This window comes from Streptomyces sp. ST2-7A (genome assembly GCF_021390475.1).
Classification (GTDB): domain Bacteria; phylum Actinomycetota; class Actinomycetes; order Streptomycetales; family Streptomycetaceae; genus Streptomyces.
In genome coordinates, this window is sequence record NZ_JAJUWS010000007.1 from 36,512 (window position 1) to 53,338 (window position 16,827).

The 16,827-nt window shown below is 71.1% G+C and carries 13 protein-coding genes; 4 read left to right on the top strand and 9 right to left on the bottom strand.

Annotated elements, in window-relative coordinates:
* Positions 1–211: 211 nt before the first annotated feature.
* The 9 genes from LZF96_RS06265 to LZF96_RS06305 all read right to left on the bottom strand — a co-directional run bounded on the left by LZF96_RS06265 (position 212) and on the right by LZF96_RS06305 (position 10,258).
* Positions 212–922, bottom strand: coding sequence for a polysaccharide deacetylase family protein (locus tag LZF96_RS06265; protein WP_233866703.1), 711 nt, complete (start codon positions 920–922; stop codon positions 212–214).
* Positions 923–1,058: 136 nt separating this feature from the next.
* On the bottom strand, positions 1,059–2,165 hold the full coding sequence (locus tag LZF96_RS06270; protein ID WP_233866706.1) for a glycosyltransferase family 2 protein: 1,107 nt from the start codon (positions 2,163–2,165) through the stop codon (positions 1,059–1,061).
* Between the two features lie 123 nt (positions 2,166–2,288).
* On the bottom strand, positions 2,289–3,242 hold the full coding sequence (locus tag LZF96_RS06275) for an aldo/keto reductase (RefSeq protein ID WP_233866722.1): 954 nt from the start codon (positions 3,240–3,242) through the stop codon (positions 2,289–2,291).
* Between the two features lie 217 nt (positions 3,243–3,459).
* Positions 3,460–4,644, bottom strand: coding sequence for an endonuclease/exonuclease/phosphatase family protein (locus LZF96_RS06280; protein WP_233866728.1), 1,185 nt, complete (start codon positions 4,642–4,644; stop codon positions 3,460–3,462).
* Positions 4,641–5,717 carry a glycosyltransferase family 2 protein gene (locus tag LZF96_RS06285; RefSeq protein ID WP_233866730.1) on the bottom strand — a complete coding sequence of 359 codons (1,077 nt, stop codon included), beginning with the start codon at positions 5,715–5,717 and terminating at the stop codon, positions 4,641–4,643. The genes LZF96_RS06280 and LZF96_RS06285 overlap by 4 nt, the downstream gene beginning before the upstream one ends.
* Positions 5,718–5,740: 23 nt before the next feature.
* Positions 5,741–6,730, bottom strand: coding sequence for a UbiA prenyltransferase family protein (locus tag LZF96_RS06290; RefSeq protein WP_233866733.1), 990 nt, complete (start codon positions 6,728–6,730; stop codon positions 5,741–5,743).
* Positions 6,731–6,744: 14 nt separating this feature from the next.
* Positions 6,745–7,788, bottom strand: a complete 1,044-nt coding sequence (locus LZF96_RS06295) for an NAD(P)-dependent oxidoreductase (RefSeq protein ID WP_233866736.1) — start codon at positions 7,786–7,788, stop codon at positions 6,745–6,747.
* On the bottom strand, positions 7,782–9,209 hold the full coding sequence (locus tag LZF96_RS06300) for an aspartate aminotransferase family protein (protein WP_233866738.1): 1,428 nt from the start codon (positions 9,207–9,209) through the stop codon (positions 7,782–7,784). The genes LZF96_RS06295 and LZF96_RS06300 overlap by 7 nt, the downstream gene beginning before the upstream one ends.
* Positions 9,206–10,258, bottom strand: coding sequence for a lysylphosphatidylglycerol synthase domain-containing protein (locus LZF96_RS06305; protein WP_233866740.1), 1,053 nt, complete (start codon positions 10,256–10,258; stop codon positions 9,206–9,208). The genes LZF96_RS06300 and LZF96_RS06305 overlap by 4 nt, the downstream gene beginning before the upstream one ends.
* Before the next feature lie 711 nt (positions 10,259–10,969).
* On the opposite strand from LZF96_RS06305, the gene LZF96_RS06310 reads away from it, so the two are divergent.
* The 4 genes from LZF96_RS06310 to LZF96_RS06325 all read left to right on the top strand — a co-directional run bounded on the left by LZF96_RS06310 (position 10,970) and on the right by LZF96_RS06325 (position 16,546).
* Entirely contained in the window at positions 10,970–11,674 is a 705-nt protein-coding gene (locus tag LZF96_RS06310) for a response regulator transcription factor (protein WP_308294160.1), read from the top strand.
* Between the two features lie 247 nt (positions 11,675–11,921).
* Positions 11,922–12,311, top strand: coding sequence for a hypothetical protein (locus tag LZF96_RS06315; protein ID WP_233866756.1), 390 nt, complete (start codon positions 11,922–11,924; stop codon positions 12,309–12,311).
* 31 nt (positions 12,312–12,342) lie between these two features.
* On the top strand, positions 12,343–13,881 hold the full coding sequence (locus LZF96_RS06320) for a S1 RNA-binding domain-containing protein (RefSeq protein ID WP_233866759.1): 1,539 nt from the start codon (positions 12,343–12,345) through the stop codon (positions 13,879–13,881).
* 382 nt (positions 13,882–14,263) lie between these two features.
* Positions 14,264–16,546: a glycosyl hydrolase gene (locus tag LZF96_RS06325; RefSeq protein ID WP_374203119.1), complete on the top strand. Its 2,283-nt coding sequence runs from the start codon at positions 14,264–14,266 to the stop codon at positions 16,544–16,546.
* The last annotated feature ends 281 nt before the right edge of the window (positions 16,547–16,827 follow it).

Genomic DNA, 16,827 nt, shown 5'->3' on the forward strand with positions numbered 1-16,827 from the left:
ACGGACGTCGGGGAGCACCGGGCCCTCCCGGCCCCGGGAGCGTCCTTCCCCGACCGCTCTCCTCCGCGGGGAGGGGGTCGGGACCCGGTGACGCGGTGGGGCACGCCCCCCGGGGCCCCGGGAGCGCGGCGTGTTCCCCGGGTCGGGTCTCCCGCCCGGGCTCCCGGTCGCCGCTTGCGACGAGATGCCGTGGCGTACCGGGTGCCGCCGGTCACAGCGGGGCGAAAACCGTTCCACGACGCAGGAGCCGCCCGAGTGCCGTGTCGAGTGCGGCGATGGTTCCCGACCGGTCGCCACCACCGTCGTGGCAGAGCACGATGTCACCGTGCCGGGCGCTTGCCACGATCCGTGCGATACGGGCCGCCGGCGGGGGACGCCAGTCCTTGGGATCCACACTCCAATCGACGGGCACCAACCCCTGGTCGCGCACGGCCCCGAGCACGGTCCGTGACCAACCACCGGCGGGGGCGCGGAAGAAGGTCGGTGTGAAGCCGGTTTCCTCCGAGACGACGTGCTGGGTGCGTCGGATCTCCTCCCGGAGCAGCGCCGTGGGCAGGGCCGCGAAAGGTTGCGGGTGTCCGTAAGTGTGGTTGCCGATCGTGTGCCCCGCCGCGAGGAGCCGCCGCAGAAGTTCCGGATGCCGGGCCGCCCGTTCGCCGATGACGAAGAAGGTCGCCCGCACGCCGTGGGCGTCCAGCACGTCCAGCAGTCGCGGTGTCCATCGGGGGTCCGGCCCGTCGTCGACGGTCAGCGCCACCGGCCGGGTCACCCCCGGCCCCGGCCCCCCGGCCGGAACGTGGAACAACGGCCCCCGGGCGAACAGCGGGCGCCGGCCACCCGTGGCACCGGCCCGCCAGGTCTCCGCGCGGCGCACGAGGCTCCAGGCCGCTTGCGCGACATGGGCGCTCAGGGGATCGGTCACCGGCGCCCCACCCCCTCGCCCCGCGCCCCCGGGGCACTCGATCGGTGCGGCCCGGTCCTCCGCGTCACCGCGCTCCCCGTCACCGCCCTCCGCGACCCGGCCGCGGTTCCGACGCGGTCGGTACCCGTCGTGTACCTCATCCCGTCCTCGTTCCCGGCAGGTCGGCGGTGCTCGAATCCGACAGGGGAGCGAGGTCGGCCGCGACGGTGGGGCGGGACACGCGCCCCGCGCGGGCACCGAAGTCGCGGTCGAAACGGCCGCGCACCCATCCGGTCGCGGCTCCCAGGGCTATCTGGACGTTGACCAGGAGGTGAAGGCCGACGAACAGGGGGAGGAATCCGACGCCCCGCTTGCGACGGACGAACCCGAGCAGGGCGGGGTCCGCCATGGCGAAGGCCGCCACGCCGAGCACCGGGAGCGCCAACAGTCCGGCGTGGAGTACGGCCAGGGGCGTGACGGCCACCGTGAAGAGCGCCGCCAGCATCCCGAACCCGCTGTTGGCCCGTAGCGCGCCGGGACGCCGACGATGCGCGGCGGCGAACGGAAGCAGGTACTGGGCCCGCCGGAACTGTTCGCCCAGCATTCGGCCGAGCCGGTGCTCCTCGTCGTGGGCCGCCACGATCCGGTCGGTGAGTCGAATGGAGTATCGGGCGGAGAGGCGTTCGCTGTACTCCACGTCCTCGCTGTCGCGCAACGTCGGTTCGAACGGCCCCACTTCCTCGAACACCCGGCGGGGCAGAGCCGCCGCGGCGAAGTACGCCGTGGGGGTGGGACCGACCCCCTTGAGCCGCCAGTGGTGCGCGTGCAGTGTCCGGTACCACTCCACCGGGCCGTCGTCCACGAGTGGTTCGGCGGCGATGATGCCGTGGACACAGCCCAGCCCCGGGTCCGCGGAGAGCAACCGGACGGCGTTCTCCAGGGAGTCGGGGGACAACGCCTGGTCCGAGTCGAGGAAGAACAGGATGTCGCCCCGTGCGGCGGCGGCGCCCCTGTTGCGCGCGGCGGAGACGCCCGCGTTGCGCTCGGCCCGCAGGACGCGGCACCCGAAGCGGCGGGCCACCTCCACGGAGTCGTCGGTGCTCGCGTCATCCGAGACGATCACCTCGTACGGCCGGAGGGTCTGCGCGTCGAGGGACGCGAGGCACAGCTCCAGGGGACCCGCGTAGTTGTAGTTGGGAATCACGACGGAGACCCGGGGCAGGGAAAGGGAACCGTCCGCGGCGGGCGGGGAGTGCGCGGTCACGGGGACACCTCCAGGGCGGGATGCGATCGGATCGGCGCACGCCGGCGGGGCGCGCCGATCCGATCGCACGACCGGCCGGGCGCCGCTCGCCGGCGCGACCGGCGGACTGGTGGGACGTCGGCGTCAGACGGCCTCGTCGAGGGTCCGACGCAGTTCCCGGGGCAGTTCCAGGTCGGCGGCCGAGAGGCATTCGTCGAGCTGGGCGACCGAACTGACACCGATGATCGGCACCACGGGGGGCTCGCCACCGATCAGCCAGGCCAGGACGACCTGGATCGGTGTCACCCCCAGTTCCTCGGACACCTTGGTGAGCGCCCGCAGCCGACGCTCGGTGCCGGGGTGGTCGTAGTGCTCCGGGAGCGGCTGTCCCGGGCGGCTGTAGGCGCCCCAGAGCAGCGTGGTGTAGGCGAACATGGTGAGACGGTGGCTGTGCACGTAGTCCAGCAGTTCGTCACCGGCGTGCACGTGGCCGCCCTCGGGCAGGGTGGTGTTCGGGCGGGGCCGGAGGTAGGAGTAACGCTGCTGCACGGCGGCGTACGGGGTCCAGCCGTGCCGCTCGGCCAGGGAGCGGGTTTCCGCCAACCGCCAGGCGGCGTGATTGCTGGCGCCCAGCGTCCGGGTCCTGCCGTCGGCCACGGCCTCGTGGAACGCGGAGAGCGTCTCCTCGTCGGGGGTGACGCGGTCCTCGCGGTGCGCGTAGTAGAGGTCCAGGTGGTCCGTCCCCAACCTGCTCAGGCTCCCCTCGAGCTGGGTCCGGATGACCGTCGGCGCGAGCCCCTCCGCCCCACCGTCCGGGCCGGGGCCGGAACCCACCTTGGAGGCGATGGTGAGCCGGTCACGGCCGCCGCGGTCCTTCAACCAGTGGCCGAGCACGCGCTCGCTCTCGCCGCCCTCGCCGCCGGGAACCCAGAACGAGTAGCAGTTCGCGGTGTCGATGGTGGTGCCGCCCGCCTCCACGAAGCGGTCCAGGATGGCGAAGGACGTCTCCTCGTCCACGGTGGTGCCGAACGGCATGGCGCCCAGACAGAGCGCGCTGACCCGTGTGCCGGTGGCCTCGTCCAGGATTCGCTGCTGCATCGTTTCTCCGGGAGTTCTCGTGTACGGGACGGCGGTGGTGGAATCCGTCGACACCGCCGCGGACTGATGGTTGGGGACACCGTAGGAGGACCGGTGGGACGCCGGGGCCCTTCCGGGGGGATTCGGGCGCTTCGGCGCGCTCGTCCTACGACCTACGTCGTACGTATCCGGCCACCGGCTACGACCCCTCCCGATGGGGGCGGTCGGCGCGGTGGGGTCATTCGGTGTCGAAGGACAGGGTGAGCGCCTGCGCCCGATGGTCGGACATGCCCCCGCTGTCCACCATCCGGTAGTCGTGGACCGTTACCGACTCGCCGGTGAACGCCCGGTCGAGCCGCCACATCCCCGGGAGGGCGGTGGGCCAGGAGACGGGATAGAGCTCGTCGGAGGCGTGCAGCGCGTCCCGCAACCGCTCGCCCAACCGTCGCACCTCACCCATGGCCGAGGTGCCGTTCAGGTCCCCCGCCACCACCACGGGCAGCCGGTTGTCGTCCAGGTCCTCCTCCAGCGCGCGGTAGGTGGCCTGCCGGCGGACCTCCTGGGCCCTCATGAAGGTGACGAATCGTGAGGAGAAGGGGTTCATCGAGATGTCGAGCTGGACCGGGATGTGAACGTTGTAGAACGTCGTCACCCGCCCGTCGATCCGCAGATCGGTGCGCAGCACCTTGTACCGGTAGTAGTCCGGGAACCTGCCGTCGGGTGGCATACCGATGGCGGGGTCGGAGAGGTGTGGCCAGCTGTCCAGCCCTCGCCAGTCGTCGATCGGGTACCGGGAGAGGGTCAGCAACTCACCGACGGCCACCACGTGGAAACCGGGAAAGTGTTCGCGGAGTTCGCCCACGTGGTCCGCGGGGATCGGGCGGTGCGCGTCGAGGTCCCAGGAGACGTGCTCCTGCAACAGGTAGACATCGGCCCGTTGCGCGCGCAGGTACGCGTAGAACTCGTCCGGGTCGTCGCCGTCGGTCCAGTACTCGGTGTTCCAGGAGAACACCCGGACCGCTTCCGGTGGTGCGTCCGGCACGCCACCGACACCCGGCAGCGCGTGGACGTTCAGCCCCACCAGTGGCAGCCCGAGCAGCCCGCAGCACAGCGTGGCCGCCGCCAGGCGGAGCCGGGCGGTGCGCGCCAGCGGGGTGAGGAGCAGCAGGAGCAGCGGTACCACCAGGAAGACCGGGGGAGGCATCAACTCCATCGGCCTCCACCACCAGTGCCGACCGGTGAGGATCCAGAACACCGAGACGAACAGGGTCCAGGACAGGATCGCCGTGCCGAGCAACCGGGCCGCCCGTACCCGCGGTCGCGGTGGGGAGGGCTCCGGTTCGGGGGTCTCCCGCCCCACCGCGCTCCCCCCGACCGTCCCGGCCTCCACGGTTGCCCCGACCTCCCCGACACGCCCGCTCACGCCGTCATCCCGGGCATCCCGGGCCTCTGCTCCGACCTCGCCACGTGCGCCTCGCGGGTGTGCTCCTCGGCGGACGACCAGGGGAAGTCGTAGAGCCGGCGGAACCGACCGGAGACCAGCCACTGCAGGGCGCCCGCCACGATGCCCGCCGAGATGGCGACGTTCGTGGCGAAGGCCACCGCGGTGAAGACCAGGAGGAAGCGTGCCCCACGCCGCTTCAGCACGTAGCGGTACATGGAGGGGTCACCGGCGATCGAGAGCCCCACGAGTACCGTCGGCACCACCGACCAGGCGGGACCGAGCAGCACGAGCGGCAGGGTGAGGACCGCGCCGAGGGCGGCCACCGCGGCCATGGACCGGGAGGCGGTCTCGAAGCCCTTGGCGAAGCGCCGGCGACGGGCGAACAGCGGCACCCTCAGCCGGGCGCGGCGGAACAGCTTGTGCAGCAGGGACCACAGCTTCTCGTCGTCGTCGTGCCGTCCGAGCACATGCGGGCTCACCATGATCCGGTACCGCTCCGACATTCGTTCGCCGTACTCGACCTCCTCGGTCTGCCGCAGCCGCGGGTTGAACGGACCGACTTCCCGGAAGACCCGACGCGGGATCGCGGTGAGCGAGGAGAACAGGAAGCTGACGGTGCCGAGCGACTCCATCCGCCAGCAGTAGGCCTGCAGCACCCGGCACTCCTCGACCACGCTGTCCCGGATCAGCGGCTGGTCCTCGTAGATGCCGCAGACCGCGCCGTACTCCGGGTGGGCGAGCAACTCCTCGACGGCTTTCTCCACCGCGTCGGGTCGCAGCGCCACGTCCGAGTCGACGAAGAACAGGATCTCGCCGTCGGCCGCCTCCGCACCTGTGTTGCGGGCCACGGCCACGCCGCTGTTGCGCGGGGTCCGCAGAACCGTCACATCGCGACGCCGGGCGATCTCCAGGGAGTCGTCGGTGCTGTGGTCATCGACCACGATGACCTCGAGCGGCTCGTACGTCTGCTGCAGGGCCGCGTCGATACAGAGCCCTATGGAGTTGCGGTAGTTGTAGTTGGGGATGACGACCGACACGAGGGGTCGGGACACGACGTGCCTCCTTGGGGAGATGACTAGTGGTGGGCGAGGAGCGTGCCACCGAGAAGCAGCGCCCACAGCAGCGAATTGATGAGCATGGCGCGATCACGCAGCAGGATGCGGGTGGGCTCACCGCCCCGGTCGCCGTGGACTTGGAGCAGTTGCAGGTACCTGGCCATGGCGAAGAGCGCGAAGGGCGCGGAGCCGTAGACGGCCAGGTCGGCGGACCGGGTGTCGACCGCCTGCTGGAGGTGGATCAGGAAGGTGGTCACGGACACGGCGGCGCACAGCACGATCAGGTGGTCGAGGTACTGGACGGAATAGCCGCGCAGCGCCGGTCGGTGGGAGACCCCGCCCCTCTCCATCTCGTGCCTGCGTTTCCCCAGGACGAAGATCAGGCAGAGCGAGAACACCGAGACCAGCATCCAACTGCGGATCCCGGTGCCGGCGGCCAGGTGCCCCTGGACCACGCGCAGGGCGAACCCCGAGGCCACCAGGAAGACGTCCAGCAGGGGGACGTGCTTCAGGCCGGAACTGTAGGCGGCGTTGATGCAGAGATAGGCGACGATCGGCCACCACGCCGTGACGGGACCGAGGAGCGCCGCGGCCGCCAGCAGGAGCGCGAGGACGCCCCCGAAGGCGATGGCGGTCGGCACGCCGACCCGCCCCGAGGCGATCGGCCGGTCGCACTTGGTGGGGTGCATGCGGTCGCGGTCGCGGTCACGAAGGTCGTTCCAGACGTACACCAGGGACGACGCGAGGGTGAACAGCAGGATGGCCCAGGCGATGCGCACCGGCAGTCCCTCCGGCGCCGCCTCCGCGTCCAACAGGGCGAGGGGCACCACCAGCAGGTTCTTCGGTAACTGACCGGGGCGTACGAGGGCCAGGAGGTCGCGCGGCAGGCTGCGGCGCCGGTATATCGGTCCCGGGGGCGGGACGTCGGCCACCGGCCGTTCCGGTACTCGGAGCCGTGCCGGTTTCACGGGAAGTGTGGTGTCGAGGGGCTGGTCGGCACTGGTCGTCACGATGGTCTCCTCGGTCAGAAGAAGGCTTTGGCCAGTCCCAGGGCACCCTGTTTCCATGGTTCCCGGCTGGTCCGACCCGTGGATCCCGGCGCGTGGGAGGTGGCCCTGTTGTCGCGCCACCACTGGTAGGTGCCGAGGATGGCGTCACGGTTGGAGTGGCGGGGCGACCAGCCCAGCACCTCGCGCACCTTGTCGATGCTGACGTAGGAGTCCGCGCGCAGTTTGTGGATCAGCCTCCCGTAGACCGGTGACAGCCGCAGCCGGCTCAGCGCGTCCAGGGCCAGGACCGCTGGCGCGGCCGGGATGGACACCACGCGTTTGCCGTGACCCGCGGCGTCCAACACGGCCTGGAAGTCCTCTCGCAGGGTGCCGAACCGGGCGGCCGCCAGGTTGAAGGTGTCGTCGGCGATCTCCGCCGGCGCGGCGAGCGTGGCCGCGACCGCGTCGACCAGGTCCTCGACCGCGAACATCTGGATGCGGACGTCCCCCCGGCCCAGGACCGGGAAGTTGCGACCCTCCTCGGCCCACTCGAAGAGCATGGCGAACAGGCCCATGCGGCCGGGACCGACGAACGTCTTGGGCCGCAGGATGGGGACGCACAGTCCGCCGGCCCGGAATTCCTCGGCGACCTCCTCGGCACCCGCCTTGGCCCGGCTGTAGGCGTCGACCGGTCGGCGGGGATGGTCCTCCGTGGTGGGCACGGTTTCCGGCAGTCCGTAGACCGCGGTGGAGGAGATGTGCACCGCGCGTTCCAGCCCGGCGTCCCGCGCGGCCCGCAGAACGCTCCGGGTGCCGTCGACGATGATCGAGCGGATCTCGTCCTCCGGATAGCTGGGCAGCGCCGCCGCGGTGTGCACCACGGCGTCGGCGCCGGTCAGAGCGGCCCGCATCCGGTCCGTGTCCCGCACGTCGGCCGTCAGGTGCTCCACATCCGGTACCCGTTCCACCGGCGGGCGCAGGTCGACGCTCCGCACCCGCGTCCCCGTCGCGGCCAACGAGCGGACCAGGTTTCCGCCGAGCATGCCGCTGCCACCCGTTACCACCACTGTTCTCACCACAGCGACGACACCTTCTGTCGGACGAAACGGGTGACCAGGCGGGACAGCCCGGACGCGAGGGTTTGGTCGAGCCGCTCCAGGAAGATCTCGACCTCGGACGTGGTGGCGACCAGCGGTGGGCCGACGACGAGCGGGTTCTTGCCGTTGAGGGTGTAGTAGGCGTAGGTGTCGTGGTCGTGGTAGAGCGCGTTGATCACGGCGCAGGTGACCAGTTTGGTGCCGAACTGCGGGTCCTTCGCCAGTCCGCCCGGGGCGACCTTCGAGACGAGGTCGAGGATGCCGGGACTGCCCAGGAAGCAGCCCCATAGGGCTCCGGCGCCGCGGACGTCGGTGACGATGTCGGAGTGTTCCTTGGCGATGCGTTCGAGGCCGGGGCCGAGCACCCCCTCGATGGCCCGGGCACGGGCCGGGAAGTCCTCCTCGACGGCGATGTTGATCGCCTCGACGGCGGTGGCGCACTCCTCGCCGAAGCCGTAGTAGGTGGTGCTGGTGCTCTGCAGCAGGGCGTCCTGGAGGTTGTCGTAGGCCTTTCGGAAGACGGGCCGGCGGGCGACATACGCGGAGATGGAGGACTTGCCGCCGCCGAAGGACTTGGACGTCGTCACCACGTCGGGGACGAGACCGGGGTGGCGCATGAAGTGGAACATCGTTCCCGTCTTGCCCCAGCCGCTGTAGATCTCGTCGAAGATGAGGATGATGTCCTCCCGGGTGCACAGGTCCCGCAGGCCGCGCAGGAACTCCTCGGAGCACCATCGGATGGTGGAGGCGCTGAACGGCTCGATGAGCAGGGCGTAGACGTCCGACCTGCCCTTGGCGTCGCGGCTCGCTTCGACGGCGGCCCTGACGGATTCCAGGTCGTCGTAGGTGAAGCCGACCACGCCGGGGATCCCGGGGAAGGCGAAGTGGTTCTGCGAGCCACCGGTGAGGCTGCCGGAGCCGAGGAGCTTGCCGTGGAAGCTGATATCGCTGCGCAGGATGGTGTTCCGCCGACCACCGTGGTACTTGTACGCGAGCTTGACCGCGCCCTCGACGGCCTCCGCGCCCGAGTTGGGCAGGAAGGACATGTCGAGGTCCCCCGGAAGCACGGCGGCCAGGTTGTGCGACAGCGCGGCCAGGTACGGCGAGAAGTAGGTCTTGTGGACCTCCATCCGCCCGCGCTCGGCGAACTTCCTGCGTGCCTCGAGGATCCGCGGGTGGTTGTGGCCGTGGTTGAGGACCCCGACACCACCCGTGAAGTCGAGGATCCGGCGGCCGTCCCGCGTGTAGACGTAGACGCCCTCGGCCCGGTCCACGAGCTCCCGACCGAATCCGAACGAGGTCATCAGGGAGACCTGGCTCTTGTTGACGTACCGACGGTACAGATCGTGCACTTGGTCGACGGTGAGTCTTTCGGCGTCCTCGATGCCCATGAGCTCTGTCATGTGGTGCTCTCCTCTCGGAAGGGTGTGGGAACAGCGGGGCGGTCCCGGAGGGCGACAACGCCCAGGGCGACGCCGGAGGTGGCGAGTTCGGCGATCAGGGTCAGGACCCGGCTGCCGAGAGCCGCGGCGACGGCGGCGTGCAACGGCAGGACCGGGGCGAGGGCGGGCACCAACAGCAGCTCGCGGACGCCGATGCCGTCGGGGGCGAACACGGCGAGGGACCCGACCACCACGGCGAGGGCGAAACCACCGATCGCCGCGGGTAGCGCGGGCAGCGGCTCGGCACCCAGCAGCACCGCGATCACCCAGACGTGCAGGCCCGAGAGCACCCAGGCGGCGGTCTGGAACACGATGGCCAGGCGCAGATTCCCCGACCGCCCGGGTGGCGGGGGCGGCTGCCGCCCGGCGACCCGGGCCGCCAGGCCCGCGAGCACGTGGATGAGGTCGGGCCGCACCACCAGGACGAGCAGCAGAGCCGGGGGAAGCAGCAGCCACACGGCGCCGTCCGCCGGCAGGGTCCGCGCGACAAGCAGACCGACCACACCACCCGTGAGCAGCACGATCACGAGGTTGACCAGGTACGTTCCGGCCATCTGGGTCTTGGTGACCCCGGCCTGCTCGGCCATCCGCATCTGTGCGATGAGGCCCCACACGCGCCCCGGTACGAATTTGCCCAGGAAGCCGACGAAGAACATGCGGATCCCGGTGCGGGCGGGCACCGGCGCCGCGATCGCCGACAACGTCAGCAACCAGGCCCTGGTGCCGCAGAGCAGGCCGACCGCGGTGACCAGGCAGGCACCCAGCAGCGCGGCGGCCGAACCACCGTGGAGCAGCTCGGCGAGCACGGACCAGTCCTGTCCCCGCAGGGCGACGAGGACACCGGCCACCACGGCCACCGCGAAGATCACCGTCAGGGCGCGGCGCCACGCGACAGCCGCGCCGTGTCGCGGTCGCGCGGGGGCGGTTTCGCGGCCCACGGTGCCGGCGTCGTCGCTCCCCGGGGCGGGGCCGGCGGGCGGGAGTGCCGCGTCGGGGTGTTCGGTGGTCATGGGCGATCCGTGGTCATGACTGGTCCGTTTCGGTGGGGGCGGGTCGGCGGACGCGAGGGAACGGGCGGGCCACGGACACACTCGTGGCCGCCGGCCGCCGGGGGAACCGATTCACCGGCATCGTGGGCGAAAGTGCAGGAGGGGGTACGACCATGAGCGCACCGGGGTACGGCCTCCGCTACGACCGCGGGACGGAAGGTCGTAATCCGTGGCGTCGGCGGAGGGGACCCCGTTTCCGCGGTCCCCGGGCGGGCCCGGGGACCGCGCCCGTCCCCCGACCCGCTCCCGACGGTTCGTCTCCCGCGCACGGCCACCGTGTCCCCCGGCGGGCGCGGCGTGCCGGTGACTTTCCCACCACGAGTGTTCGCACCGCGTTGCTCGGGGCGCTCTGGCGAAAGGTCGGAGGGAGGGCTTACTGTGACAATCAATGACCATGCGTTGATCCGGGAGAAATCCGCGGGGTGGATCACGCTTCCGCAACTGGGAAGAACTGTTCTGTAGGCCGATTTGGGAGCGCTCCCAAATCGGTGTGGAGCCAAGGGGGACCCACTGTTGAAGGCTCGTAGCGCACCTACCGATTCACATCCATCCACTTCCGGCGTTCACTCCCGCATCCGCGGGGAAATCGACGTTCCGGCACTTCGCGAACCGGGCCGGCACGGCGATGGGGCCGACGCCCGGGTCCGGGGCGCGGCCGAACGCGTCGTCCGTATCTGCCTCGCCGACGACCACTCCCTCATGCGGGACGGCCTCAAGGAGGTTCTCCGCGCCGTTCCGGAGTTCGCCGTGGTGGGGGAGGCGTCGACCGGCACCGAGGCCGTGATGCTCGCGGCCCGGTTACGCCCCGACGTCCTCCTGTTGGACATCGGGATGCCCGGCCCCCGGGCCTCCGAGACGATCCGGCAGATCACCCGCGTCGCGCCGGAGACGCATGTGCTCGTCCTGACCATGAACGACGAGCCGGAGATGGTGCACGACCTGCTCGAAGCGGGCGCGACCGGATACCTGCTGAAGTCCATCCTTCGGGAGGAGTTGATCGCCGTCATCCGGTCGGTCACCAGCCGGCCCCCGAACACCGTCGTGCTCATCGTCTCCCGGCAGACGGCGGCACGATTGAAAAGTCGGCCGACGCACCCGGTGGAACCTCTTCTGACGGAACGGGAGGCGGTGCTTCTGGGGTTGGTCGCCGAAGCCATGAGCAACGCCCAGATAGCGTCCCGGCTGTTCATCACCGAGGCCACCGTCAAACGGCACCTCACGAACATCTACGCCAAACTCAACGCGGTGTCGCGGGTGGACGCCCTGCGCAAGGCCCGTGCCGTCGGTCTGCTCGACGCCGGGCGGAACGGCGGTCGTCCACAGCGTTATCCCTCCCTCCCGGTCGCCGACGCCGCCGTCGTCCGACCCGGCCGCTGAGGCCATCCGCTGAGGCCATCCGCCTCCCGGTGACGCGTCACCGCCCCGCCCGGTCGTGCCCGGCGGGGTGGTGACGAGGCCCGCTCCCGTCGGGCGGCCCCGCCGGAACCGGGACGGTTCGGGCGGCGGGATCGTCTTCCCCGGCGGAGGTCTCCGCCGGGGAAGACGACCGTACGCGGGCGGTTCGGGCGGGAGCGGGGCGGCCCTCGCGGGCCCGATGGAGGCACCCGACGCAGGGGTGAGCTGTATGAACCGCATGGTGGGGATGTGGCGGGAGGGGCGCCTGTTCATCCGGGACGCCCTCCACCTGGTGTCCACCGGCACGTCGTTCGCCGTCGCGGTGGACCCCGGGGCCCCCGGCGGACTGCGGCTCGGCGACACGTTCGACCTCGACGCCGAAGCGACGGCGCACCCGGAATGGTTCACCTCGATCGACATCACCAGCACCCACCCTCTGCCCGACGGCGGAACACTCCGGTGGGGAGAGGGCTCCCACGGCTCCGAGGGATTCGCCGCCCGGGTCGCTCCGGACGGGAACCCGGTGTGGATCCTGTACCTCGAGGAGTCGAACCCCTTCGTCGCGACCTCCGTGACCGCCGACGAGGCGACCTTGAGTCGAGCTCCGGTGTGCGGGTGACCGTGGACCTCGACGCCCCCGGAGGCGTCGGATGACCGCCGACACCGTGCCGGAGAATGAGGGGGTGCCGCTCCACGTCCACCGCGTCACCAGGTACGACCCCGCCGACCGGGACGAACACGGTCACTGGATCGGTCCGGAGGACACCGTCTCCGACCACGGGCCGGTCGAGGCGGCGTACCTCCGCGCGGTCGGGCTGTTCGCGGCGCACGCCGGGGTCGATCACCTGGTCGTGCGCGAGCCGTCGGTGTCCCCCACCGTGCGCTTCGGCCTCGAACCCTCTTTGCCGGAGTCCGGGTTGGGCGCGTTCTTCCCGGCGGACCCGGACGGCTTCCACCGCGGTTTCCACGACGGGGCGAAAGTACCCCTGGCCACCGGCCAGGGACTCGTCCGCGCCATGCTCCGTGATCACGGCCTGTGGTGCCGACTGGAGGTGGAGGACGTGCTCACCGTGCACGTCGGGTGGGACCAGTACCTGTACATCGGCACCCGGCGACCGTGCGATGAGGGGTTGGCCGACCGCGTGCGCGCCCTCGGTCTGTTCCCGGAGCCCCTGCCCGCCTCCCCCTACGACATGGAGCTCGGGGCCGACGAGCAGCGGTACCCCGCCGACGACGCCTTCTGGGACCGTCTGCGGCGGGCGGTGACCGCGAACCGCGCGGGCGTACTGGAGGAACGCCCCGTTCTGAACATGTCCCGGTGGCACCGCCTCACGCCCGACACCCTCGACACCGTCCGCGCCGACCTCACCCCGCGCGCCCCGTTGGCCGTGTGGCCGCCGCTGTCCACCGACATTCCGGCCGTCCTCGACGCCCTCACCGGCGAGGAGGAGGTGGAATGCGTTCTGGAGGAGGACGGGCGGCTCCACGGAGTCATCGCCCATGACGAGGACTTTCCGCACCTGACCGTGCTGCTCTCCCGCGCCCGCGCCGCCCTGCTCCTGCCCCGCCGGGAGGGCGGGGCCGAACCACTGTTCACAGGAGTGCTCCCCGACCCCGACGGGGTACTGCGCGCCCGGTGGGGCACCGAGCCGTCCCGGGGCAACCACACCCCTCTCCTCCTCACCACCCTGCGCCGGGGACAGGTCGTCGGGGGAACGGTCACCCGGATCGCCGACTTCGGCGTCACCTTCGTGGACATCGGAGGGTTCGAGGCGATGATCAACATTCCCGAACTCTCGCGGCGCCCCTTCGACCACCCCTCCGAGATCGTCTCGCCGGGACAGGAGGTCATGGCCGAGATCCTCGATGTCGATCCGATGCGCGAGCGGGTGTCGCTCTCCCCCCGGAGTCTGTGCGAGGACCCCGTTCGGAAGCTCACCGAATGGGTCGGTCGGACCGTCACCGGCCGCGTCACCAAGTCCGTTCCGATGGGGGTACTCGTGCGCGTCGGGGACGGGAGGAAAGGCGTCGAAGGGCTGCTGCCCCTCGCCGAGTCGGGCGAGGAGTACCCCGATCCGTCCCGACACCCCCTCCGGCGGGGCGACACCGTCCGGGTCACGATCGTCGACGTGGATCCAAAGCGGCGTCGCATCACGCTCTCGTGGCGAGGAGCGACACCCGACGGATGACCCTACCCCGGACCCTTGGACGTCCCGTGCGCGAGGGAGGTAACTCTCCGCAATCGTCGCACCACGGCGACGCCCAGTCCCCGAGGCTTCCCCCCGGTGGGGCGCCGCATCTTAAACGCACCTTAAGCGCGGCTGAGCCGTCGCTGATCCCTACCGGGAATCCGATTCCCGACAGGCCCCCGGGAGCCCCCCTCGCACCGCTTCCCACCTGCGCTTTGGCATGAAACACCCCCGAAAATGACGCGGTTCCGGAACCGTGCGAGCCGCGTTGACAGGTCGTCCCGCCGCTCCTAACTTCGCAAACCCGGAACCGCTTCCGGCGTTCACCGGAACCGCTTCCGGTGGAGCCCGTCCCCCCACACCCCCCACCCCGAGGTAGCAGATGAGTCAGCATCGTGTGAACCGGCGACGGCGCCGGATCGCCCTGAGCACCATGGCCGCGGCGACGGCGGCGGCCGTCACCGGAGTCGTGCTGATCCCCTCCGCCGGGGCCGCGGAGATACCGGTCGGGGAGGGCGGTTACTCCGACACCCGCCCGGCCGGCACGCAGGGCCCCACCGACAACATGGGTACCCCGGTCCTGCCGCAGGTCACCGACGCGGTCGCCGGGGAGCCGGTCCCCACCAACGACTGGTGGTCCTCGCTGGTCTTCAAGCGTTACGCGGACAACCCGTACTCCCAGCCGATGTACGGGCACCCCCTCACCTACCAGGCCGTCGCCGAGGGCCTCCAGGTCGGCCACCCCACCAACCACGCCATCGTGGGCGAGGGCCGGCAGTACGAGTTCGTCCACACCGCCGACCTCACCCTGAGCGTCGCCGGCCTCGACTCGCCCGACGTCAAGGCCGACGGCTGGTCCGACTGGACCGTCACCCCCTACTGGGGCGACGGCGACCGCGAACTGCGCGCCACCATCGGCCACGGCCTGCCGTACGTGTACGCGGAGGCCAACGGCGGCGACGCCGAGATCATCACCAACGGCACCCCCGAGGTCTTCGCCGACGAGGGCAACGTCCTCGGCGTGACCGTCGCCGGCAACGACTACGCGCTGTTCGCCCCCACCGGCAGCGACTGGAACGTCTCCGGCACCTCGGTGACCGCCGCCCTCGGCGACAACGACTACTACTCCGTCGCCCTGCTGCCCGACCGGGACGCGCTGGGCACCTTCGAGCGGTACGCCTTCAGCTTCGTCACCGGCTCCGAGGTCTCCTGGGACTACGATCCCGCCGCCGGCGAGGTCGCCGCCACCTACACGCTTCGGACCGAGGCCCGCGAGGGCTCCGAGACCGGCGCGCTTCAAGCGCTGTACCGCCACCAGTGGATGCACACCGACGACGCGCTGCTGGACCACGAGTACGTCTCGCCGCGCGGCGCCATGAAGCTCCGCGAGGGCAACTCCTTCACCACCACCCAGACCGTCCCCGGCGTCCTGCCCGTGCTGCCGGAGAGCGACGGCGTCGACGAGGGTCGCCTCGGCGGCCACATCGCCGATGTCCTCGGCTCCGCCGACCCCTTCGAGGGCGCCACCGACACCTACTGGACCGGCAAGCAGCTCGGCAAGCTCGCCCAGCTCGCCACCATCGCCGACCAGGCCGGTGACGACGCCTCCCGCGACCAACTGCTGACCCTGGTCAAGGACCGGCTCCAGGAGTGGTTCACGGTCGGCGGCGCGGCCGAGTTCTCCTACGACGCCGACTGGTCCACCCTCACCGGGTACCCGGCGTCCTACGGCAGCGACACCGAGCTGAACGACCACCACTTCCACTACGGCTACTTCGTGATCGCCGCCGCGATCGTCGCGCAGTTCGACCCCGAGTGGGCCGAGGAGTCCGCGTGGGGCGGCATGGTCCACGAGCTGATCCGCGACACCGCCAACCCGGCGCGAGATGACGACCGCTACCCGTTCCTGCGCGGCTTCGACATCTACGCCGGTCACAGCTGGGCCGCCGGTCACCAGGGCTTCGCCGCCGGCAACAACCAGGAGTCCTCCTCCGAGTCGATCAACCTCAGCGCCGGCCTCATCCTGTGGGGCTCGGCCACCGGTGACGACGAACTGCGTGACCTGGGCGTCTACCTGTTGACCACCGAGGCCGAGTCGATCCGCCAGTACTGGTTCGACGCCGACCAGGAGGTCTACCCGGCGGACTACGAGCACCCGATCGTCGGCATGGTCTGGGGCTCCGGCGGCGCCTACGCCACCTGGTGGACCGCCAACCCGGAGGAGATCCACGGCATCAACGTGCTGCCCCTGACCGGCGGTTCGCTGCACCTGGCCGCCCACCCGGAGGCCGTCAACCGCAACCTCGACCACCTCGTCGAGCAGAACGGCGGGCCCTTCGAGGAGTGGCGCGACCTGCTGTGGCAGTTCCAGGCGCTCGTGGACCCGGAGACCGCCAAGGCCTCCTACGACGCCGACGGTGACGCCTACGAGCCGGAGGCCGGCGCCACCCGCGCGCACACCTACCACTGGATCAACACCCTCGCCGTCGTCGGCACGCCCAACCTGGACGTGACCGCCGACATCCCGACCGCGGCGGTCTTCGAGAAGGACGGCACGCGCACCTACACCGCGCACAACCACGCCGACGCCGAGCGCACGGTGACCTTCTCCGACGGCACCACGCTCACCGTCCCGGCCCGCTCGTCCGCCACCTCCACCGGCTGACGAACCCCGGTCGGAACCCGACCCGGCCCGCCGGGGCCGTCCCCCCACACGCACCACGACGGCCCCGGCCCGTCCCCCCACACCCCGGTGCCCGCCACCTCCCCCACAGGTGGCGGGCACCGGGGTGTGCGGGGGCGGGTCTCCGGTCGGGTACGAACCCCTCGCTGCCCGACGTACGATGGCGCCCCGGATTTCAGCGACACGCCGGGGTTTCACGCGCTACCGATACCAACGCCGCCAGACACTGTGAGTCGGGTGGGGTGGACGGGCGGCCAGGGGCC

Coding starts and splice junctions, on each gene's coding strand:
- LZF96_RS06325 (WP_374203119.1), top strand. CDS start 14,264: ATGAGTCAGCATCGTGTGAACCGGCGACGGCGCCGGATCGCCCTGAGC.
- LZF96_RS06275 (WP_233866722.1), bottom strand. CDS start 3,242: ATGCAGCAGCGAATCCTGGACGAGGCCACCGGCACACGGGTCAGCGCG.
- LZF96_RS06320 (WP_233866759.1), top strand. CDS start 12,343: ATGACCGCCGACACCGTGCCGGAGAATGAGGGGGTGCCGCTCCACGTC.
- LZF96_RS06305 (WP_233866740.1), bottom strand. CDS start 10,258: ATGACCACCGAACACCCCGACGCGGCACTCCCGCCCGCCGGCCCCGCC.
- LZF96_RS06315 (WP_233866756.1), top strand. CDS start 11,922: ATGAACCGCATGGTGGGGATGTGGCGGGAGGGGCGCCTGTTCATCCGG.
- LZF96_RS06300 (WP_233866738.1), bottom strand. CDS start 9,209: ATGACAGAGCTCATGGGCATCGAGGACGCCGAAAGACTCACCGTCGAC.